Source organism: Streptomyces sp. NPDC021093, assembly GCF_044333135.1.
Lineage (GTDB): Bacteria > Actinomycetota > Actinomycetes > Streptomycetales > Streptomycetaceae > Streptomyces.
This window is the reverse complement of the sequence record NZ_JBIRQJ010000007.1, coordinates 535,625-555,931: the sequence shown is the minus strand read 5'-3', so window position 1 is coordinate 555,931 and position 20,307 is coordinate 535,625. Positions and strand designations below refer to the sequence as shown.

Annotated in this window: 18 protein-coding genes; 4 read left to right on the top strand and 14 right to left on the bottom strand. The window is 69.8% G+C overall.

Going from position 1 to position 20,307, the window contains the following annotated elements:
* Nucleotides 1–89: 89 nt before the first annotated feature.
* Nucleotides 90–1,658: an alpha/beta hydrolase gene (locus ACH4SP_RS24585; RefSeq protein ID WP_398417664.1), complete on the top strand. Its 1,569-nt coding sequence runs from the start codon at nucleotides 90–92 to the stop codon at nucleotides 1,656–1,658.
* A gap of 548 nt (nucleotides 1,659–2,206) precedes the next feature.
* On the opposite strand, the gene ACH4SP_RS24580 is transcribed toward ACH4SP_RS24585, so the two are convergent.
* The 11 genes from ACH4SP_RS24580 to ACH4SP_RS24530 all read right to left on the bottom strand — a co-directional run bounded on the left by ACH4SP_RS24580 (nucleotide 2,207) and on the right by ACH4SP_RS24530 (nucleotide 12,727).
* Nucleotides 2,207–2,524 carry a hypothetical protein gene (locus ACH4SP_RS24580; RefSeq protein WP_398417663.1) on the bottom strand — a complete coding sequence of 106 codons (318 nt, stop codon included), beginning with the start codon at nucleotides 2,522–2,524 and terminating at the stop codon, nucleotides 2,207–2,209.
* Nucleotides 2,525–3,089: 565 nt separating this feature from the next.
* Nucleotides 3,090–3,692, bottom strand: a complete 603-nt coding sequence (locus ACH4SP_RS24575; RefSeq protein ID WP_398417782.1) for an RNA polymerase sigma factor — start codon at nucleotides 3,690–3,692, stop codon at nucleotides 3,090–3,092.
* A gap of 233 nt (nucleotides 3,693–3,925) precedes the next feature.
* Nucleotides 3,926–4,984, bottom strand: coding sequence for a VWA domain-containing protein (locus tag ACH4SP_RS24570; protein ID WP_398417662.1), 1,059 nt, complete (start codon nucleotides 4,982–4,984; stop codon nucleotides 3,926–3,928).
* 134 nt (nucleotides 4,985–5,118) lie between these two features.
* Complete coding sequence (locus ACH4SP_RS24565; protein ID WP_398417661.1) at nucleotides 5,119–5,886, bottom strand: nucleotidyltransferase domain-containing protein; 768 nt, start codon at nucleotides 5,884–5,886, stop codon at nucleotides 5,119–5,121.
* Between the two features lie 125 nt (nucleotides 5,887–6,011).
* Nucleotides 6,012–6,497 carry a GNAT family N-acetyltransferase gene (locus tag ACH4SP_RS24560; RefSeq protein WP_398417660.1) on the bottom strand — a complete coding sequence of 162 codons (486 nt, stop codon included), beginning with the start codon at nucleotides 6,495–6,497 and terminating at the stop codon, nucleotides 6,012–6,014.
* Between the two features lie 57 nt (nucleotides 6,498–6,554).
* Complete coding sequence (locus ACH4SP_RS24555; protein WP_398417659.1) at nucleotides 6,555–7,706, bottom strand: serine hydrolase domain-containing protein; 1,152 nt, start codon at nucleotides 7,704–7,706, stop codon at nucleotides 6,555–6,557.
* 511 nt (nucleotides 7,707–8,217) lie between these two features.
* Nucleotides 8,218–9,069, bottom strand: coding sequence for an MBL fold metallo-hydrolase (locus ACH4SP_RS24550; RefSeq protein WP_398417658.1), 852 nt, complete (start codon nucleotides 9,067–9,069; stop codon nucleotides 8,218–8,220).
* A 230-nt stretch (nucleotides 9,070–9,299) separates the two neighbouring features.
* Nucleotides 9,300–9,719, bottom strand: a complete 420-nt coding sequence (locus ACH4SP_RS24545; protein WP_398417657.1) for a PIN domain-containing protein — start codon at nucleotides 9,717–9,719, stop codon at nucleotides 9,300–9,302.
* A complete protein-coding gene (locus ACH4SP_RS24540) occupies nucleotides 9,719–9,940 on the bottom strand; it encodes a type II toxin-antitoxin system VapB family antitoxin (RefSeq protein ID WP_398417656.1) in 222 nt (73 codons plus the stop codon). Before ACH4SP_RS24540 ends, ACH4SP_RS24545 begins: the two co-directional genes overlap by 1 nt.
* 385 nt (nucleotides 9,941–10,325) lie before the next feature.
* The gene (locus tag ACH4SP_RS24535; protein ID WP_398417655.1) at nucleotides 10,326–11,510 is read right to left on the bottom strand and encodes a lipase family protein; all 1,185 of its coding nucleotides are present in this window, start codon (nucleotides 11,508–11,510) and stop codon (nucleotides 10,326–10,328) included.
* Between the two features lie 191 nt (nucleotides 11,511–11,701).
* On the bottom strand, nucleotides 11,702–12,727 hold the full coding sequence (locus ACH4SP_RS24530) for an AraC family transcriptional regulator (RefSeq protein ID WP_398417654.1): 1,026 nt from the start codon (nucleotides 12,725–12,727) through the stop codon (nucleotides 11,702–11,704).
* Between the two features lie 86 nt (nucleotides 12,728–12,813).
* On the opposite strand from ACH4SP_RS24530, the gene ACH4SP_RS24525 reads away from it, so the two are divergent.
* Nucleotides 12,814–14,607 carry an AMP-dependent synthetase/ligase gene (locus tag ACH4SP_RS24525; RefSeq protein ID WP_398417653.1) on the top strand — a complete coding sequence of 598 codons (1,794 nt, stop codon included), beginning with the start codon at nucleotides 12,814–12,816 and terminating at the stop codon, nucleotides 14,605–14,607.
* Between the two features lie 163 nt (nucleotides 14,608–14,770).
* On the opposite strand, the gene ACH4SP_RS24520 is transcribed toward ACH4SP_RS24525, so the two are convergent.
* Nucleotides 14,771–14,977, bottom strand: a complete 207-nt coding sequence (locus ACH4SP_RS24520) for a cold-shock protein (protein ID WP_398417652.1) — start codon at nucleotides 14,975–14,977, stop codon at nucleotides 14,771–14,773.
* Between the two features lie 353 nt (nucleotides 14,978–15,330).
* Here ACH4SP_RS24520 and ACH4SP_RS24515 point away from each other — a divergent pair, with 353 nt between their 5' ends.
* On the top strand, nucleotides 15,331–16,203 hold the full coding sequence (locus ACH4SP_RS24515) for a menaquinone biosynthetic enzyme MqnA/MqnD family protein (protein WP_398417651.1): 873 nt from the start codon (nucleotides 15,331–15,333) through the stop codon (nucleotides 16,201–16,203).
* Between the two features lie 21 nt (nucleotides 16,204–16,224).
* Here ACH4SP_RS24515 and ACH4SP_RS24510 read toward each other — a convergent pair whose 3' ends face one another.
* On the bottom strand, nucleotides 16,225–17,241 hold the full coding sequence (locus ACH4SP_RS24510) for an alpha/beta hydrolase (RefSeq protein WP_398417650.1): 1,017 nt from the start codon (nucleotides 17,239–17,241) through the stop codon (nucleotides 16,225–16,227).
* Nucleotides 17,242–17,493: 252 nt separating this feature from the next.
* Between ACH4SP_RS24510 and ACH4SP_RS24505 the strand changes: the two genes are divergently transcribed.
* Nucleotides 17,494–19,209, top strand: coding sequence for a serine/threonine-protein kinase (locus ACH4SP_RS24505; RefSeq protein WP_398417649.1), 1,716 nt, complete (start codon nucleotides 17,494–17,496; stop codon nucleotides 19,207–19,209).
* Nucleotides 19,210–19,286: 77 nt separating this feature from the next.
* Here the strand turns inward: ACH4SP_RS24505 and ACH4SP_RS24500 are convergent, their stop codons facing one another.
* Nucleotides 19,287–20,213, bottom strand: coding sequence for a hypothetical protein (locus tag ACH4SP_RS24500; protein WP_398417648.1), 927 nt, complete (start codon nucleotides 20,211–20,213; stop codon nucleotides 19,287–19,289).
* Between the last annotated feature and the right edge of the window lie 94 nt (nucleotides 20,214–20,307).

Genomic DNA, 20,307 nt, shown 5'->3' with positions numbered 1-20,307 from the left:
ACGGTAATTGACCGGCAATTGATCGGTAACGGACCGGGAATCGACCGGGAATCGATCTGTGACTTCTCCCAGCAAGGACGAGCATCACTGTGCGGAAAACACGAATTGCCTCTCTCCTGGTCGTCGGCACCGTGGCGACTTTCCTTTCGGTACCCACACCCGCGACGACCCCTTCTGGATCCGATGCCTCCGCGGCCAAGGACCCTCTGCGGCAGTACACGCAACAGACGCCGCGGTGGCAGCGCTGCGATGCGAAGAGCCCCGCCACCTATCAGTGCGCGACGTTCAAGGTGCCGCTGGACTACGGCGATCCCGGCGGCAGGAAGACGGACATCGCGATATCCCGGCTCAAGGCGGGCAGCGCGAAGGAACGTCGCGGCGTTCTGCTGCTCAACCCCGGCGGCCCCGGCGGTCCCGGCCTGGATCTGCCCGTCAGTGGGGGAGTGGCCCTCCCCAGGGAAGTGAAGGGGCAGTACGACCTCATCGGGTTCGACCCGAGGGGCGTCGGACAGAGCTCGCCCATCGGCTGCGGTCTGACCGCCGACGAACAGGACCTGGAGCGCCCGTACAGGGCCAAGGCCTTTGCGAAGGACGTGAAGTGGGCCCGTACGGTGGCCGAAAAGTGCCAGGCCGAGGAAGGCGACAGGCTGCGCCACCTCACCACCCGCAACACCGCTCGCGACATGGACGTCATCCGTGCCGTGCTGGGGGAGAAGAAGATCTCCTACCTGGGGTTCTCGTACGGCACCTACCTCGGCGCCGTCTACGCGCAGCTGTTCCCCGGGCGAACCGACAGGTTCGTGCTGGACAGTGCGGCCGACCCCGCGGGGTACGGGCGGGGCATGTTCCGGGCGATGGCGGAGAGGGCTGAGCCCGCCTTCGCGCGTTGGACCGAATGGACTGCCCGGCGACACGCGACGTACGGACTGGGCCGCACCCCGGCCGAGGTCCGCAGGACGTTCTGGGACCTCGTCGCCCAGGCCGACCGCACACCCATCGACTACGGCGGGAAGCTCCTCACCGGTGACGCCGTCCGCGCTCAGCGCGCCACGTTCTCGCACGCTCAGAAGGCCGCCGCCTGGGTCGCCGGGCTGAAGAAGACTGCCGAGGGCAAGAAGGCGGCCGAGGGCAAGGAGGCGGGCGAGGCCGGGAAGCCGGATCCGTCCGGTGCGCCCGAGCAGGTCCCGGCCGTCCAGGCCCCCGTCCGGCCGGAGTTCGCCCGTGACGTCCCTCCGGACAATGAGACCGCGGGCGCCTGGGCCGTCCTCTGTGCCGACACCCGCACGTCGTGGCCGCGCGACCCCCAGCAGTACCGCCGCGACGCGATCCGCGACAAGGCCCGGTATCCGCTGTCCGGCGACTTCGAGTCCAACGTCAAGCCGTGTGCCTTCTGGAAGCCGGGCAGCGTACCCAGGACAACAGTGGCCAACAGCCTCCGTGCACTCATCGTGCAGAACGAGTGGGACCCGGCAACGCCCCTGGCCGGCGGCCAGGCCATGCACCGGGCCCTGCGCGGATCCCGGATGGTCACCGTCGCCGGCGGAGAGGGACACATCGTCAACGGCACCAACGCCTGCGCGGACAGGAGCACCACGGTCTACCTGACCACGGGCCGACTCCCGGCCAAGGACCTGACCTGCCGGGCGACTGCCGGGTAGCAGGCGAGAACCCCGGCACGGCCGTTCACGTGCGACGCAGAGCCGACTGCCACCGCTCCTCGTCCCGGTGGCAGCCGGGGATCGTGCGGCCGGGGACGAGCCGCTACGGCCGGTCCGAGGCCCGCGGCCGGGCGGGCGGCGAGCCGGGGTTCGTCGATGGGGTCCTCTGCCGTACGCCCGGCCGCCTCCGAGCGCGGCCAGGCAGCCGGAACAGTCGGCGCCGGCGGGATCTCGTCCAGGCGAAGCCACCGCTCCTCGCCGTTCTGTGCGTCACCCTGCCGCGTACGCTCTCGCGACGTTCACCCTGGCAACGCCGCAGCCGCCGCATGCGGACGCGGTACCGGAGCACGGCCCGGGACCCGCTTCTGCGGCGTTCGGTGCTTCCTGCCCTGCGACGGACCGCGTCCGCCTGGTCGTACAGTCGCCCGGTCGCTCGGCGGCGTCATCCGAATCAACGCCCGCATGCGCGCGTGCTCCCGCGGTTCCCGCTCCCGCGGATCCCGCTCCCGCGGATCCCGCTCCCGCAGGTCCCCGCCCCGCCCCACTCCTCAGGCCGCAGCCCGAACCCGCCCCGGCAACGTCAAGTAGTAGAGCTCCAGGGACTCTTCGGGCCCGACCTCGTACCGGTTGACCACCTTGCTGAGCGGACTCCGCAGCATTCCGTCCGCCATCCGCATGCCGACGCGCTGCTGGAAGTAGTCCCGTTCGGGCTCGTCGAGGTCGACCCACTTCGAGCCCGCGTTCCGTACGAGGACTTCCCCCACGTACGCGCCGAGCCCGAAGAGATTCCGCGCGAGATCCGCCGGATCCGTTGCGCCTTGGCTCTCGCTCTCGCAGTCCCGCATCTCATCAATCAGAAAGTCCACGATCCGCAGACTCTTCACAGAGAAATCCAAAGGCAACCGATTCCCCATGGTCACCCGTTCCACATATCCCTGAGCAATGTGCCGCATGTCTACGGCTCCAGGTCTCCGCTTCTGCCTACCTCCGCCACCGGCCACGGCTCCCACCCCTCCCCATCCCATCCCGTCCCATCAGTCATCCGAATCCATTCAGCGGGGGGTACGGCATGCACCCCCCACTCACCTAAGCGGTCCCCACCCCACAACCGTCACACGATCTCCCGGTGGCCCTTCTCACGCCCCTATTTCCCACACCACGTACAACCCTTCACCATTCTCATTCGTCTACGTTCACAACTTGCCCCTCTTTTCGGTGCGTTGACGTTCTTGACGGTGTACATGCCGAATTTCCTGCATGTCCCATACATGCGGTACATGCGAATCGGCCGCCGGTATCCACCGACGGCCGAAACAAAGAATTCATGGTGGAGGCGGCCTTGAGCGGCCTCAGGTTGTCTCTTACGCGCTGTCCCTTACGCGCTGTCCCTTACGCGCTGTCCCTTACGCGCTGTCTCTTACGCGCTGTCTCTTACGCGGCCGCGGCAGCAACCCCGCACGCACTGTCCAGCTGCCCCGCCAGCCCCCGCAATCCCCGGTGAGCAGCCATCCGAACCGCGCCCGCCTGCTTCCCGAGCACGCGTCCGGCCTCCGGGCTGTCCAGCCCGACGAGCACGCGCAACAGCACGGCCTCGCCCTGGTCGACCGGGAGCTGACGAATCAGCGACATCACGCACGCGGTCGCGAGGGAATCCATCACCACCTCGGCCGAATCCCGCACGAGGGGCGCCACCTCAACCCCGCAGACTTCCCAGGACACTCCCTGAGGCCGGCTCCGCACTCGCCGCAGATGGTCGATGGCCCGGTTCCGCGCCACGGCCCGAACCCACCCGCGAAAGGCCGGTCCGTCCCCCCTGAACTCCCCTATGTCCCTGCTGATCTGCAGCCATGCGTCCGCGGCGACGTCCTCCGCCTCCTCGCCGACCATGGTCCGCAAGTACCCCAGCAGCTTCGGCTGTACGAGCCGGAAGAGCGCCGAGAATCCGTCCTGATCCCCGCCCCGCGCGCACTCGACAGCCGCAGTCAGATCAGACCCAGCGTCTACTTCTACTTCTGCTTCCGTATCCGTATCCAGGTATCTCTCACTGACGGACACACGTTCCTCTTCACGGCCGCTGGCACTGTTCATCGTGCCCATGTGTGCCGGGAGGCGCCCCTTGCACAGGAGACTCACAGCTTCCACGGCGGGCTACTCGTACCACAGGTGACACGGAGTTGTAAGGCGTGCTCACATAGCACCCGAATCACCCGACTTCACCCACGGCTTCATCCGCGACTTCACCCACGGCTTCGTCCGGCCGCGAAGGGTCAGAGCATGATGAGCAGCCGAGTCTTCGGCTTGAGCTTCCGGTTCACCGAACGGCTCTGCACGTACACCTCCAGCTTGGGGTTGTTCCCCGCCTTCACGGAGACGGTCCCCCGGACACCCGTGCCGAACAGCATGCTGCGCGCCGCGTCGCCCGTGTAGGCACGGTCGGTGTCCTTCTCGACCACGATGACCTCCTTGTCGGGCTGAACCTGAACCCGGGCGCCCAACTGGTAGTAGCAGGAGCCGCGTTGGTACGTCACGCCCGGATGCGAGTCGACGAAGGCCCGGATCTCGACCTCCGTGTCCACCTTCAGCAGCCGGTACTTGTCGGCCGGAACCGGTTCGAGGTTCGCCCGTACGTCGTCGACGGACACGTCCTGGCCGACCGCGAAGAGGTTCTTCGTACCGCGCACGCCCTTCTCGCGCCCCCGCAGGAAGCTGGTGGCGGCGGCGCGCACCGTACCGATCGCTTCCTCGACGCCCTCCTGGGAGTCCGCGTCCCAGATGGCGATGTTCCCGGCGGGGAAGCCGTAGTTCTGAGCGGTCCGCTTCGCCAGGGAGTTCGGCACGAGGATGGCCGAGGTCCAGTGCCCCGGCAGCCCGCCCATCTTGGCCGAGATCTTGTCGAGCCAAGGGCCGAGGATGGTCATGTCGCCGTCGTGCCGCCGGTCGCCGCCGGAGGCGTTCTCCTCGCCGTCCGTGACCACGATCTGGAGGAAGCTGTGCTCCCCGTACTCCTCCCAGATGTGTCCCAGGTCGTCCAGGGACTTCACCGAGGCTTCGATGAGGGCGGTGGCGCCGTTGTTGACCTTGTACAGGCCCCGCATGGACGGCAGGTGCTTCACGTCCATGTCCCAGACCAGGTTCTCCACCTGGTGGTCGAAGGAGTAGAGGCTGATCCGGGTCTCATGGCCGAGGCTGTCCGACTCCGCCTTCAACCCCGCCACGAACTCGTCGACCACACGCACCAGTTGACTCTGGTGCGGCCGCATCGACCCCGAACAGTCCACGACCAGCGCGACGTGATTCACCTTGTGCTGGATCTTGTTGGCAGACATGTTTGTGCTCCCTCTCGGAGGCTCCCCAAGTGATGTCTTCACACTAGGTCGAGCCACTGACAACGCCCCCTGACGGCCGCTCACACAGCCCCTGACCTGCTACGACGGCCGACCTGAGGGGAACTGGGGAGGGCCTACTCGGCGCCTTTGCCGCTCGCGGCCAGAGTGCGCTCGATGCCGCTCCGCAGAAAGGCACGGGCCTTCGCCGCGCGGCGGACACGCCGCACTACCCCGTTGACCGGCGCGGGGTGTGCGTAGCGGCGGTCGTGGATGTCCCGCACCACGTCTGCGGGCGCACCGAGCTTCTGCAGTTCCACGAGAGCGTCGCCCTTCGTGATCAGACGCCCGTCGCGCAGTGTGACGGTGGCGCGAGCCAGGACCAGCAGGCCCACGTCCACCCAGATGTCCTGGAGCCAGAGCCAGGGCCGGCCCGTGGCCGGAAGCCAGTACTCCGCCAGGTCGCGGAGGATGAAGTCCTCCAACTGCCGTGGGCGGAGCGGCGGGAGCAGTTCCACCGGCGAAGGACCCTGGAGTACGAGCCCGCTCTCGAACAGCTCTCGGCGGGTGACCGGAGTCACCGGGCGTTCCAGGATCGTGCTGGGGACCCAGGTGACATGGCGGGCCTCGGCCTCGGACACCGCCGCTCCGACCATGTACGAGCAGCGCAACTTGGCCGCAGCCGGCTCTTCGCCCAACAACCGCCGGTGAACCCTCACCAGCCCGCGCCTCTGGTCTCTGCTCAGCGGGTTCTCGCACACCGCGACGAGATCAAGATCGCTGCGTCCGGGCTGGAAGTCGCCCATCGCGAGAGACCCGTGTGCCCAGACGGCGACGGTCGGCACCGCGTGCTGCACCTCGGAGACGAACCGCTGGAGCACGCGATCGGTTTCGGCATCAGCCATGTACATGACTCTCGCACACGGGTGGGCCGATGAGGGGGTTGCCGAATCAGTCCGTGGTGAACTCCGCTTCACCAGTTGCCAGTTGCCAGTTGCCAGTTGCCGGCTGCCGGCTGCCGGCTGCCGGTTCAGGCGACGGGCCGCCGATAGACCTGCCGCGACCCGCCCTCAGGGCCCGGTTCGGCGGCCTCGGCGGGGGTGAAGCCCAGCGACTCGTAGAAGACGCGGGCTCCGCTGACAACGGCGCCCGGGTGGTCGGCCCCGAAGGTGACCACCTCCATGGTGCCCGGACCCCGTACGAACCTGCGTGACGCATCGTCCATCAGCGCGCGGCCGACGCCTTTGCCGCGACCCTCTTCCGCGACCACCAGCCAGTGGACGTGATAGACCGGCGCCTCCGCGCCGAACAGCATCCCGCCGAGAAGGTCACCCGATCCCGATCCCGATCCCGACCCTGAGGCGACGGCGACCAGCGCCATGGAGCTACGGATGTGCTCCTTCACGGCGTCATGGAAACCGGCCTCTTCGACCATCGGGCCGAACCAGTGCTCGACCTGGCCGGCCAGGGCCAAATAGCCTGGGAAGTCACGTTCCTGCGCGAGTCTGACGATCATCCGAGGAGTCTGGCAGACAGGGTGAACGCTGCCCGATCCGGCTCCGAGCGGGCCGGGTCACTCGCAGAGGGCGGTGTCCAGCAGCTGCTCGGTGTGGTGGCGGCCCTGCTCGGTGGGGCCCGGGTTGGCGCTGACGGCGATGGTGGCGGCGCGGCCGTCGTCGGTCGCGGCCGGGAAGAGCGTGTAGCCGCGGAAGTCGCCGTCGTGCCCCCACATCAGGCCGCCGCAGCTCAGCGGCTGGCTGGACAGGCCGAGACCGAACCGGGTGCCCTTCGGGTATCCGGCGTCGGCCGGGATCGCCACGGTCGTCCGCATCTGGGCGAGCTGCGCGGGCTTCAGCAGCCTGCCGCCGAGCAGGGCGCCGAAGAAGCGGTTCAGGTCGCTCGGGGCGGTGATCAGGGCGCCGGCGGCCCAGGCCACGGACGGGTCCATCTCGGTGACGTCGAGGAGCGGCGCGCCGGGCTCCAGCGAGACGTAGCCGCGCAGGTGGGCGCCCCGGACGCGCTGGTCGCCGACTCCCGGGAAGTAGGTGTGGCGCAGCCCGATGCGGTCGATCACCCGGCGGGTGATCTCCTCGCTCACCGGACGGCCGGTGACCTTCTCGACGAGCAGCCCGGCCACCACGTAGTCGGTGCTGCTGTACCCCCAGCCCTTGCCGGGCGGGAACTCCGCCTTGTGCTGGAGCGCGAGGTCGAGCAGCGTGCGGGGCTGGTAGTAGCGGTGGCGGTTGGCGACCAGGTCGTCCATGTACCGGACGTACTCGGGCAGCCCGCTGGTGTGCTGGAGCAGGTGGCGCACCGTGATCCGACGGCCGTCGATGCCGTCGCCGCGCAGCAGCCCCGGCAGGTAGGTCTCGACCGGGGAGTCCAGCGCGACCTTGCCCTCACCGACGAGCTGCAGGACGACGACGGCCGTGAATGACTTGGTGACGCTCGCGGCCCGCAACCGCCCGTCGACCGGCGCCTTCGCCCCGGTCCGCAGGTCCGCGACGCCTGCGGCGGCATCACGGGTACGCCCGTCGCGTCCGGTGGTCGCGGCCAGCGCGGCGGGGTAGCCGTCCTCCCGCACCAGCTGCTCAAGGCCGCGCTGCACCCGGCCGGTGGCCTGGGTCTGCACGGCGGACGCGGGCAGTGTGCCCGCCAGGGCCAGGGCGGAGGCGGCCAGCACGGCCGCCGCCGTGATCCGGCGACGGTGAGATCGCTTCGACATGAGGGGACCCTCCTCGTGTACGCGGCTGTGGCAGTGCGATCCAGCCTGCGGGGACGCGGGCCCGGCGCGCCATCCGGGCAGCCGGAGGAGTCCAACTGGGGCTGTCCCCATGCCAGTTGACCCAGGACGGCTGTGCAGCACGCCCAACGACTTCCCCGGGAGGCCGACCGATGCTCTTGGCATCGGTGATGAGGGACCTTCTGCTCCCTCGGAGCGGACGGGGCGACGGTCGAGCTCATACGCGCGGAGCTCACGACACCACATGGGCGGTCACCGGCCGCAGCCGCCTCCGGGCGCCCGGCCGAGTTCGTGTAGGGGCTCCCATACGTGGGTCTGGCACGGGCCGGCCCGAGCGGTCCCGGCTCCGTGTGCACGCGGAGCACCGTTCAGTTCAGCAGTAGCGCCCCAGAGGGCAACGGCGAGACGTACCTGCGTTGTTCCGCGCGAACATAAGAGACGGAAGGTCGGCCGGCGACGCGACGCGCGTCGCTGTTCACACCCCGTCGCGTTCTCAGGCGAGCAGCCCCAAGCCGCTGTACCAGAGCGGGCCGGGGTTGAGCCGGTCGCCGTGGAGCTTCATCATCTCGTCGAAGAACTCCAGTGGGGTCGGCCTGCCTGCCAGCAGTCGGATCGTGTCCCGCAGGTATGCGCGGGTCTCGTCCAGGATCTTCGGATCGTCGGGCAGGTGCTTGTTCTTGTGGCCGGCGACGACGTGGGTCGGGTGGAGGGCGGCGATCCGGTCGATTCCTTCGAGCCAGGCCTGAAGGCCGCCGTTGCCGCCTTCGAGCATCATCTGGTGCACGCCGTTGTAGACGACGTCCCCGGCGACGACGAGCCCGATCGACGGCACGTGCAGCACGCTGGAGTCGTCCGTGTCGGTGTGGCCGGTCTCGACCGCGTGCAGGACCTGGCCCTCCAGGTGGAATCCGTCGGCCGGTACGGGTACGGCGAGGATCGGCGTGTTCTCGGGGACCTGGGAGAAGGTCTTCGCGAACCCCTCCTCCTTTCCCTTCAGTTGCTCGTGCATCTGCTTGATGGTGCCTTCGGTGGCGTACACGACCGTCTCGTCGTCGCCGAAGTGCTCCAGCAGCGTCGCCGTGCCGAACCAGTGGTCGGGGTGGCCGTGCGTGATGTACACGTACGCCAGCCGCTTGCCGGAACGCCCCAGGCCCTCGGCGACCTGCGCGATCTGTCCGTGGGTCAGCGGCGGGTCCACCAGGACGGCGTCCTGTACCCCGTAAATCAGGGTGGACGAGATGGGAGAGGAGACGATCTCGTCGCCGTTCGGCAGCCGTAGGTCGATCTTCCTGGGGACGCCGTCCGCGATGAGCACCTCGTACGACAGGGGCGCGGGATCGGTCACTTTCGGCACCTTCTTCGTATGCCGGTGTGGATGCCGGTGTGGATACCGCAAGTCACTCTCGCACGGGGAGAAGCGGCCTGCCCGTCGACCGGCCACCGGATCCGTCGTCTCCCGCCGGGGGGCGGGAATCGTGCCGGTCGGTGCGCAGCAGCCCTTGCCCTGCCAGGCGTCGCGGCCTTCCTTGTCCGTCGTGCCCACCACTCCAGCTCGGAACCGTTTACGGGCGCGAATCAGCCAGGGAGATTGCGAATACTGCGTTCGCGCAGGTCGCGGGCGCTGCGGGCGACGGTCGCGAAGTCGTTGTCGTCGTGGAGCACGGTCAACCCGTGGTGGGCGGCGGTGGCGGACACCAGGAGGTCTACGAGCGAGAGCCCCCGGTGTTCGCCGGATGCCGCGAGCTTGTACTGCGCCGACTCGATCCACTGCCAGGCCGACTTCGGTACGGCGACGTCCGGATAGAGAACCGAGAACATCTCGCTCATGTCGTCGTACTCGTGACGGTCCCGCGCAGAAGCCCGGAACTCGCTCCGCTGCGGGGCGCAGGAGCCGACGGCTCCGTTGCCGATGACCTCGGACCAGGCGCTCAGCAGGGTCTTGTCCCGCTGAAGGCGCCAGAGTGCGGAGGAGTCGATGAGATAGCGCGGAATCATTACTGGCCGACGTTCTTCTCTGCCGCGTGACGGCGCTCCCAGGACTCGTAGTCCCAGGTCTGGGCGACTCCCGCGTAGTGCTCAAGCGCGGCGATGCGGCGATGGCGCTCGGTGAATTCGCGCAGCGCGGTGTTCACGGCTTCCTTCTTGGTCCTTATCCCGGAAACGCGCATCGCCTCGGCAAGGGCCTCGTCGTCAAGGTCAATCGTGGTCAGGCTCATGGGGCCCTCCATGTTGATGGACAACAGGTTGCTTAAACAGCATAGCTAGCTTACGCAACCAGGTGATGGCGGCCAGTGTGCGACGGAGACCGGGGCCCGGCGGGCGGCCGATCCCGATTTCGGCAGCCCCCTTGATCCAATAGGCGGCGTCTGCAATTTTTTGGAAAGCCTGCAAAATGCGCCTGCAACTAAACTGGGTCGAGTCAACCCTCGACGCCCCCTCGCCCGGACAGCGGGCACGCGCTGCCCTTCGAGCTGCCCGAGGTGTTCGTCCGTACCCTGACGGAGTTCGTGGACCGGCACCGGGCCGAGACCGCCGACGCTCCGGCGGCCTGAGGCCCGGCCGCGTCATGCGCGCAGCCGGGCCCCAACTCACCTCGTACGCCTAGCAGTTGCCGCCCGATGGCTTGCCCTCGAAGCGGTCGTTCAGCCAGGACATGGCCGGGAACGCGCCGACCGTCACCCCGCCGATGTGCTCAAGCAGCGGGTGCGAGCGCCACTGCACCTTCGTGCCCGCCCTGCACCAGTCCTTGCGCAGCTGCTCGCCGACCTTGTACGGGATCAGCTCGTCCAGGCCCGCGTGGTAGAGGTACACCGGGTGGTCCGGGGCGTGGGTGCCCAGCTTGGAGGCGGCCAGTTTGGCCTGCCAGTCCGGGGCCTCCAGCGGGCTGGTGGTCGTCACCTCGCTGATGCGCTTGAACGGGGCGGAGATCGCGTTGATCGCCACGCAGTTCTTGCGCATGAAGTCGACGTACGCCTTGCCCTGCGGGTTGAGGTAGGAGTCGAGCTTGAGCTCCGGGTAGGCGGTGTCGTGGCCGGCTGCCGCCATCAGGATCAGGCCCGCCCCGATGTTGCCGTCGTTGAACTTCGCGACCTCCATCAGGTCCGCCGGGACTCCGCCGGTCGCCGTGCCCTTGACGTTGAGTTCCGGGGCGTACGAGTCGTGGAGTTCGGCCGCCCAGCTGCTGGCCTGGCCGCCCTGCGAGTAGCCCATGATGCCGACGGGGGACGCGGCGGTGAGGCCGGTCCTGTCGGACGGGAGCTTCAGTGCGGCGCGGGCCGCGTCCAGGACCGCCTGGCCCTCCGCCCGGCCGACCGTGTACGTGTGGTCGCCCGGGGTGCCCAGGCCCTCGTAGTCGGTGACCGCCACCGCCCAGCCTCGCTGGACGGCCTGGTTGATGAGGGTGGCCTCGATCGTCGTCCCGTACGGGAAGCCCGCGCTCGGTGCGCACTGGTCGCCCATGCCGACCGTGCCGACCGCGTACGTGACGAGCGGGCGCGGGCCCTTCTTGCCGTCCTTCGGGACGATGACCGTGCCCGAGACGGTGTTCGGGGCGCCCTTCGCGGTCGTCGAGCGGTAGTTGATGTGCCACGCGTCGGTGTTGGTGGGCTGGAGCGGGAGGGGGTGGAAGGAGGTGGGGGCGGAGGAGACCAGGTCACCGGGGGCGGACGTGGTGGCCGGGGCTGCGGGCGGTGCGTCATCGGCGGCCGTCGCCGTCGCGGCGGTCGGCAGCGCGGCGGCCAGTGCGAGGGCCGCGGATGCGGCGAGCACTCTGTGACGTACGGACATCGGCTCTCCCTACGAGCGGGTGGGGGTGCAGGGTGCAGAGCGCAGCGTGCGGGTGCCGGTGCGGCGTTCTGCTTCGTGTTCGCGTTCGTGGGGAGAACGTAGTGACCGGCGAGTAAGAAACGCTCTGACCGGAATGCTCAGCTTCACTGACGCGGAGTCTCACAGGTGCGGAGTCTCACAGGTGCGGAGCCTCACGGACGCGGAGCCTCACAGGTACGGCTCACCCGGTACGCCCCCGGCGTCGTCCCCGTCCACCGCCGGAACGCCCGGTGGAAGCTCGTGTCCTCCGAGAAGCCCAGCCGGGCGGCGAGTTCGGCGATCGGTTCGCGGCCCTCGGCCAGGCCCGCGATCGCCGCGTCCCTCCGTACCGCGTCCTTGAGCTGCTGGAACGATGTGTTCTCCCGGTCCAGCCGACGCCGCAGCGTCGCCGGGCTGACCGCGAGGCGGGCGGCCGTGTCGGTGAGGGAGGGGAGCCGCGGGCCGGCCCGCAGCGCCTGGGCGAGCGAGCGGCGGACCTGCTCGGCGACCGTCGTGCCGTACTCACGGCGGGTGAGGAGGTCGAACGGGGCCCGGTGCAGGAGGGAGTTCAGCGATTCTTCGTCCTGTACGAGCGGGGCCGCCAGCCAGTGCACATCGAAGCCCGCCGCCGTGCGCGGGGCGCCGAACCGGACCGGACAGCCGAAGAGGGTCTCGTACTCGCCCTTGTGCGGCGGGGGCGGATAGTCGAACTCCGCCCAGCGGAGCGGGATCCGGCTGCCGGTCAGCCAGCTGCACAGCCGGTGCCAGATGATCACCATGCACTCGGTGAGGAAGCGGTCCTCGTCGGTGTCGAGGTTGTTGTGGACGGTGAAGACGGCTTCGGTGGGCGTGCGGGTGAGGGTCAGGTCGGGGCCGCCGTCGAAGAGGCCGTAGAACGCGGCGCCGCGTTCCATTGCACGGCCCAGGTCCGGGCAGGCCAGGGCCGCGTAACACATCATCGCGAAGGTGCCGGGGCGGCTGGGGGCCGCGGCCAGGCCCAGGAACTCGTCCTGCGTGGTGCGGTACAACGCCCGGAACAGACGGGCGAACTGGACCGAGGTGATCCGGGCCCGGTCGTCGCCGAGGAGCAGCGGCGGGATGTGCGCGGCCTGGAGGAGCGGGACGGTGTCGGCGCCCGCGCGCTCGGCACCGCGCAGTACGGCGCGTACGTGGTGCACGGTGATCGTCCGCTTGCCCATGGCGTGACGGTAGCTGAGCGCGCGGGTCAGCGGGGGTGACGTTTCCCGTCATCTCCCTTGGCCGGACGCGTACTTACCTTCGGGTCATGACGCATTCGAAGGCGACCAAGGGTGCAAAGGGTGCGATACGGCCGCGGCCCGCGGCCCTGGCGGAGTTCACCGAGTGGGCGGGCGAACGCTACGGCGACCTCCCCGCCCTGCGTGCGAAGGGAGCCGACCCGGTCTCGTACGCCCAACTCCGCGACACCGTACGGGAGATCGGGCGCGGCCTGATGGCGGCCGGGGTGGCCCCCGGCGACCGGGTCGCCCTCCTCGGCGAGACCCGCATCGAGTGGACGTACGCGCACTTCGCGGTGCTCGCGGTCGGCGCGGTCGTCGTCCCCGTGTACCCGACGGCGGGGGATGAGGAAGTGGCCTGGGTCCTCCAGGACTCGGGCGCGAGCCTGGTGATCTGCGAGAACGCGGACCAGGCGAAGCGGGTGGAGCGGGTGGCGGGGGCGAAGCCGGTGGAGGGGGTGGCGGGGCCCGGTGTCCGTACCGTCCCCACCCTCCTCATGCCGGACCTCGCCGCCCTGCCCCGTGCAGGGGTGACCCTCGCGGACTTCCTCGCCCGCGCCGCCTCCGTCGCCCCCTCCGACCTCTCCTCCCTCGTCTACACCTCCGGCACCACCGGTCCCCCCAAGGGCTGCCGTCTCACCCATGCCAACTTCGGGGCCGTGCTCGACGGCGGGGCCGAGATGATCGAGGGCGGGCCGGGGGACGTGACGTACCTCTATCTCCCGCTCGCACATCTCCTCGCCCAGCTCATCGAGTTCAACACCCTCATGTTCGGTGGGGAGTTGTGCTACTTCGGGGGGCGGATCGAGGACGTCATCGGTGAGCTGGGCGAGGTGCGGCCGACCCATCTGCCGTCCGTGCCGCGGCTCTTCGAGAAGGTGCACTCGGTGGTGCTGGGGCTGGCGGAGTCCCAGGAGGGCGGCAGGGAGCGGTTCGATGAAGCCGTACGGATCGGGGTCCTGGCAGCGGAAGGCCGTCTTCCGGACACTGACCGGGCCGCTTACGAAGCCGCCGAGAAGTCGCTCTACGGGCTCGTGCGCGGCGCCTTCGGCGGTCGGCTGCGGTGGGCGCTCACCGGGGCCGCCCCCATCGCCCCGCAGACCCTCGACTTCCTGCGGGCCTGCTCGGTCCCCGTGTACGAGGGGTACGGAATGACGGAGTCCGGCGGCGTCGTCTCGCTCAACCGGCCCGGCGCCGTCCGCTACGGCACGGTCGGCCGCGCGTACCCCGGCTGTGAGATCAGAATCGCCGACGACGACGGGGAGGTGCTGGCGCGCGGCGGGATGATCTTCCCCGGCTATCACGGGAACGAGGCCGCCACCCGCGAGACCCTCGACGACGAGGGCTGGCTGCACACCGGTGACCTGGGCCGGCTCGACGAGGACGGGTTCCTCGTCATCACCGGGCGCAAGAAGGACCTCATCATCACGTCCTCGGGCAAGAACCTCACCCCGTTGCTCGTCGAGCACGCGATCCAGCAGTCGCGGTACGTCTCGCACGCGGTGATGGTCGGCGACCGCCGGCCGCACCCCGTCGCGCTGATCACCCTGGAGGCCGACGAGATCGCCGGGTGGGCCGCCCGGGAGGGGCACGAGCTCGGTGAGCGGCCGGGGCTTCATCCCGCCGTACGGGAGCTGGTGGGACAGGCCGTCGAGCGGGCCAACGCGCAGCTCTCCCGGCCCGCCCGCATCCGGGCCTTCGCCGTGCTCGACGAGGACTTCAGCATCGAGGGCGGGGCGCTCACGCCGACGCTGAAGGTGCGGCGGAAAGCCGTTCTGGAGCGGTACGCGGCGGAGATCGAGGAGCTGTACGCAAAGCCGTAGAAGGCCCCGGAGAACCCGGAGAACTCGGAGAACCCGGAGAACCCGGAGAACCCGGAGAAGGGTGCGGGAAAAGGCAGGAGCCCTGTTCCGAATTCACGGGACAGGGCTCCTTGGGTACTGCTGTTCAATGACCGCGATCGGTCATTCCCACCAAGTCGAGGACTTAGTTGGCGGGGGTGACGTTCTCCGCCTGCGGGCCCTTCGGGCCCTGCGTGACGTCGAAGTTCACGAGCTGGTTCTCCTCAAGCGAGCGGAAACCAGCCGCGTTGATCGCGGAGTAGTGGACGAAGACATCCGGGCCGCCGCCGTCCTGGGCGATGAAGCCGAAGCCCTTTTCAGCGTTGAACCACTTGACGGTTCCGGTAGCCATAAGCCCTCCCATGGGCCAAAGGGTTGCCCTGCTCCAGAACCTACAAGGAAGTCTGAAAACAAAAGCCTGCGGGGTTACATGCTCCGCAGGCTCTGTACTGCAAGGGAAACCAAACTGCAACTTGCGGGCGAGCCTAGCACGCACCCTCAGCCAAGCGGTAGAGGGAAAGATCACGTCACTCGGATGTTTGACACGGGCGTGTCGGCTGACGTCAGGAGGGGTCTCAGAGGGATCCGAGGGAGGGGTGAGAGAGGGGTGGGGAAGGGTCGGGGAAGGCCGTTCGCCGACTCCGCCGGAGCTCCGCGCCGACCCCCGGAGGGGCCCTCCGGGCACTCCGGGTCTAGCCTCACGTTGTGGACAATTCAACCGCTGGCGAGCTGACGCCGAACCGCACCCGGCCCCGCGTCGGCCACATCCAGTTCCTGAACTGCATGCCCCTCTACTGGGGCCTCGCACGGACCGGAACCCTGCTGGACTTCGAGCTGACCAAGGACACCCCCGAGCGGCTCAGCGAACAGCTCATCCGCGGCGAGCTCGACATCGCACCCGTCACCGTCGTCGAGTTCCTGAGGAACGCCGACGACCTGGTCGCCTTCCCCGACCTCGCGGTCGGCTGCGACGGCCCGGTGATGTCCTGCGTGATCGTCTCCAAGGTGCCCCTGGAACAGCTCGACAAGGCGCGGGTCGCCCTCGGGTCGACCTCCCGCACCTCCGTACGCCTGGCGCAGCTGCTCCTCGCCGAGCAGTACGGCGTCGAGCCCGACTACTACACCTGCCCGCCCGACCTCTCGCTGATGATGCGCGAGGCGGACGCCGCCGTGCTCATCGGGGACGCCGCGCTGCGGGCCTCGCTGCACGACGCGCCCCGGCTGGGCCTGGAGGTCCACGACCTGGGGCAGATGTGGAAGGAGTGGACGGGGCTGCCGTTCGTCTTCGCCGTGTGGGCGGCCCGCAAGGACTACCTGGCGCGCGAACCGCACCACGTGAAGAAGGCGCACGAGGCGTTCCTGGCCTCCCGCGACCTGTCGCTGGCCGAGGTCGACCGGGTCGCCGAGCAGGCCGCGCGCTGGGAGGACTTCGACGCCGAGCTGCTGGAGAAGTACTTCACGACGCTGGACTTCCGCTTCGGGCCCGACCAGATCAAGGGCGTACGGGAGTTCGCGCGCCGCACCGGCGAGTCCACCGGCTACCCGGTGGACGTAGAGGTGACGCTGCTCGGCGACTAGCCCCGGACAGCGGGCCGCGCCTCACGGCGTGGGGACGGGGGCCTTCAGGTGGGAGCTGATCCAGCTGAGGCTGCCCGACTCCATGCCCCTGACGTACGTCGCCGGGTTGTGGACGCCGTCCGGGACGACTTCGAGCCGCGTCTTGACGGGGCCCTTGCCGTACTCCCGGATGAAGCGGTTCACCCGCGGCTGGAGGGTCTCCTTGCTGCCCACCTGGAACGCCACGTAGACGTCGGGGGTGCCCGGCTTCTTGATCAGATCGCCGGCCAGCTTGCGCGGATTGTTCGCGAGCTTCTCCCGCGGGTGGCCCTTCCACATCGGGGAGTCCGGCACGATGTCCGGGCCCGAGGAAATCACCGCCTTGAACCGGTCCGGGTGCTGGAGCACGGATTTCAGTGCGACGAATCCGCCGGACGACGACCCCATGAACGCCCAGCCGTCCCGCGAATTGAACGTACGGAAATTCGCCCTGACGAAATCGGGAACGTCTTCCGTCATCCAGGTGCCCATTTTGGGCTGCCCCGGAATGTCGCTTCCGTCGTAGTAGCGCTTTTCCGGATTCAGTACGGGCATGACGACGACGAAGGGCAGGCTGGTGCCCTCGTCGGACATCCGGGCGACCGTGTCGAGGAACGGGTTGGTGGGCTTCGTCCAGTAATTGCTGTCGAATCCGTACGACCCGGGCAGGGCGATCAGCACCGGAAAGCCGCTGTTCGCGTACTGGGGGTCGAAGTACTGCTTCGGCGCCCACACCCACACCTTGCCCGTGAAGCCGGACTTCGAGCCGGTCACCGTCGTCTGGGCGACCTTGGTGCCGTCGTCCAGGGTGCGGAAGACGGAGAAGTCCGCGCGCGGGCCCATCGGCATCCGGCTCACGCCGTCGCCGGAGACCGCGGCGTGCTGGACGGGATTGCCGCCGCTGCCCGCCGAGTTGAAGTCGTACGGGTCGCCCTCGTCCGAGCAGCCGGTCAGTGACAGGGCCAGTGCGGAGCCGATCATGGTGACAGCTATCAGACGGCGGCTGACCAGGCGATTCATGAGCGGACTCCGGGCGGGTGAGGCGGTGGGGGCGGACGAGGGCACTGGGAGATGCTGACAGAAGCGGGGAAAAGTGGTGGACGCGGTGTGGCGATTTCCGAACAAGGAGATGCGACCCGGGGGCCATCGGTTCACTTTGTGTCCGACTTGTCCTGAGTGATCCCGCACACGTCGGCCCTACTGTGGGAGACGGGTTCACCGGGCTCACGGGGAGTGGGCCACTGAGCGGGTCCTCGGGGGGAGCGCACCACCATGCAGCCGTTGGATGCGGGCGATCCGCAGAGTATCGGTGACTACCGGCTGCTGGGCCGCCTGGGGTCGGGCGGCATGGGCCGGGTGTATCTCGGGCGCAGTGCCGGCGGGCGGACTGTCGCCGTCAAGATCGTGCATCCGCACTTCGCCCTCGACGAGGAGTTCCGGGCCCGGTTCCGCCGTGAGGTCGAGGCGGCGCGAAGGGTCGGCGGGGCCTGGACCGCACCCGTGCTCGACGCCGATCCGGGCGCTCCGGTGCCGTGGGTGGCGACGGGTTACGTGGCGGGCCCCTCGTTGACGCAGGCGGTCGCGGGACACGGTCCCCTGCCGGACCCTTCCGTACGCGCGCTGGGCGCGGGCCTCGCGGAGGCGCTGACGGCGGTGCACGCGCTGGGCCTCGTACACCGGGACGTGAAGCCGTCCAACGTGCTGCTGACCCTCGATGGTCCCCGCCTCATCGACTTCGGCATCGCCCGCGCCGTCGACTCCACCGCCGCGCTCACCTCCACCGGCGTCTCGGTCGGCTCGCCCGGCTACATGTCGCCCGAACAGATCCTCGGCAAGGACGTCACCTCCGCCGCCGACGTCTTCTCACTGGGCGCGGTGCTCGCTTACGCGGCGACGGGCACGGCGCCCTTCCCCGGGGACTCGGCGGCCTCCCTGCTCTACAAGGTGGTGCACGAGGAACCCGAACTGGAGGGTCTCGGCGGGGACTTGCGCGCCCTGGTCCTCGAATGCCTCGCCAAGTCGGCCGCGGACCGGCCGACCCCGGCGGAGATCGCGGCCCGGCTGGCCCCGGACGGGGCGGCGGGCCTGGTCGCGGCGGGCTGGCTGCCGGGGCCGCTGGTGGCGGAGGCGGGACGGGGTGCGGTACGGCTGCTGGATCTGGAGGCTTCGGCGGGCGAGGCACCGTCGGGGCCCGTTCCCTTCACCCACGGGGTGGTGGGGAGCGGTCAGGTGTCCGGGGACAGGAGCGGGCTGCGGATTCCGCCGGTCCCCGCCTCGGCACCCTCCGCCGGGCCCGTGCGGCGGGAGGAGAGGGGGAAGGACGACGTACCCGGCAGGCCCGGACTCTCCGTGTCCGTCGCCACGGAGAACGGGCCCTCCGCCGGGTCCGAAGGCCGTGGCCGACGCCGCAGCTGCACGCTGGTCCTCACGGTCGCCGGAGCCCTCGCGGCCGTCACCCTCGGCGCCGGTCTGCTGTTCCACATGTGGCCGAGCGGCAGCAGCAAGGACGAACCGGGAGGCGCCGGCGCGGACCGGCCGCCCGCCGCCACGGCATCCACGCCCGCGACCGCCTCGGCATCCCCGTCCCGTACGGCATCCCCGTCCGCCCCCGCCGCGACCGGCGAAGTGCCGGACGGCCTGATCGGCACCTGGACCGGCGGCCTCACCGAGGCCACCACCAACCAGCCGCACGGCACCATCACCCTGGTGATCACCAAGGGCCGCAAGGGCCAGGACGTGTACAAGTCGGTCTACGAACTGGGCGGCGCCGTCAAGTGCTACGGCATCGGCCGGCTCGTCTCCGCGACCGCCGACGGGATCCGCGTCGTCGACCGCACCGACCCCGACCCGGCACGCCCGTCCACCCCGCTGCTCTGCTCCGGCGAGTCCAGCGACCTGACCCTCACCCGCAACCCGGACGGCACGCTCCAGTACACGTCGCCGTCCGCCGTCCAGGGCAAGCCGTACGGAAGGCTCAAGAAGCAGTAGCGCGTCGGAGGGCAGGGGCGCGCCGGAAGGCAGGAGCGCGTCGGAGGGCAGGAGCGCGCCGGAAAGGCCGGAGTGCGTCAGACGATCAGCTTGCGCAGCTCGGGCGACAGCTCCGGCACCTCGGCCCCCGCCCGCTGCGCCGCCGTCACCTCCGCCACGTACCGCGACGCCGCCTCGCGCAGCGCCCTGTGCCGGACGCCCTGGCGGTGGCCCGCCACCCAGACCAGGACGCCGAGGGCCACGAGGACCGGGATCAGGGCGTACCCGAACGGCTGGTCGTCGGCGTAGGCCCAGACACCCGCGATGCCGCCCGCCCCGAGGAGCAGCCAGCCCGCCTCGTCGTGCCAGCCGCCCTCCGTGCCCAGGGACTCGTACCGGACCACGTCGTACGGCTTCTCCGGTACGGGAGGAGGCGGAGCGGTGACTGCCGCTGCGGCGCTGTCGGTGTCGGTGTCCGGGCGGGGCTTGAGGTCCAGTTCCGGGACCGGGTGGGTCTCCTTGTCGGAGTACTTGTCGCGGCCCACCAGCCACGCAGGGGCGCTCCGTACCGGCACCCGGTGCGCGGTCGCGGTCGCCAGCACCAGGCGGTAGCCGACGAGTTCGGGGTGGTCCATCCGGCGGCCCGCCCTGCGGTGGGACTGGACGACGAGCACGAGGCCGATCACGAAGAGGGCGAGGGCCGGAGCGGCGTGCACGACCAGGGAGCGGGGGGCCAGGGCCAGGTCCGGCGGGCCGATGCCCATGAGCGTCGCGACGGGCCAGCAGACCGAGACGAGCAGGGAGATCCCGCCCACCCACGCCTTGGGGCTGTTCCGCAGCCGGTGTATCTCCTCCTTGTGCCGGGCGAGGAGAGCACCCACCGCTTCGTCGTCCGTGTAGTCCACTCCGTGCCGGGCGCCGAGCTGCCGGACGTCGGCGAGCAGGGCCGGGGAGCCGCGGAGAACGTCCCCGGGAACCGGGGGAGCGGGCGGGCGGGCCGGGTGCGCGGAGCGGTGCGAGGCCATGCGGTTCTCCGGAGGTCAGGGGCGGGCCGGGGTCAGGAGGGGCCGGGGTCAGGCGTGGGCCGGGAGCGATCGTGGGCAGCGTACGGGGGCCTGG

Coding starts and splice junctions, on each gene's coding strand:
- ACH4SP_RS24570 (WP_398417662.1), bottom strand. CDS start 4,984: ATGTCTGCCAACAAGATCCAGCACAAGGTGAATCACGTCGCGCTGGTC.
- ACH4SP_RS24565 (WP_398417661.1), bottom strand. CDS start 5,886: ATGGCTGATGCCGAAACCGATCGCGTGCTCCAGCGGTTCGTCTCCGAG.
- ACH4SP_RS24560 (WP_398417660.1), bottom strand. CDS start 6,497: ATGATCGTCAGACTCGCGCAGGAACGTGACTTCCCAGGCTATTTGGCC.
- ACH4SP_RS24555 (WP_398417659.1), bottom strand. CDS start 7,706: ATGTCGAAGCGATCTCACCGTCGCCGGATCACGGCGGCGGCCGTGCTG.
- ACH4SP_RS24545 (WP_398417657.1), bottom strand. CDS start 9,719: ATGATTCCGCGCTATCTCATCGACTCCTCCGCACTCTGGCGCCTTCAG.
- ACH4SP_RS24540 (WP_398417656.1), bottom strand. CDS start 9,940: ATGAGCCTGACCACGATTGACCTTGACGACGAGGCCCTTGCCGAGGCG.
- ACH4SP_RS24535 (WP_398417655.1), bottom strand. CDS start 11,510: ATGTCCGTACGTCACAGAGTGCTCGCCGCATCCGCGGCCCTCGCACTG.
- ACH4SP_RS24530 (WP_398417654.1), bottom strand. CDS start 12,727: ATGGGCAAGCGGACGATCACCGTGCACCACGTACGCGCCGTACTGCGC.
- ACH4SP_RS24525 (WP_398417653.1), top strand. CDS start 12,814: ATGACGCATTCGAAGGCGACCAAGGGTGCAAAGGGTGCGATACGGCCG.
- ACH4SP_RS24520 (WP_398417652.1), bottom strand. CDS start 14,977: ATGGCTACCGGAACCGTCAAGTGGTTCAACGCTGAAAAGGGCTTCGGC.
- ACH4SP_RS24510 (WP_398417650.1), bottom strand. CDS start 17,241: ATGAATCGCCTGGTCAGCCGCCGTCTGATAGCTGTCACCATGATCGGC.
- ACH4SP_RS24505 (WP_398417649.1), top strand. CDS start 17,494: ATGCAGCCGTTGGATGCGGGCGATCCGCAGAGTATCGGTGACTACCGG.
- ACH4SP_RS24500 (WP_398417648.1), bottom strand. CDS start 20,213: ATGGCCTCGCACCGCTCCGCGCACCCGGCCCGCCCGCCCGCTCCCCCG.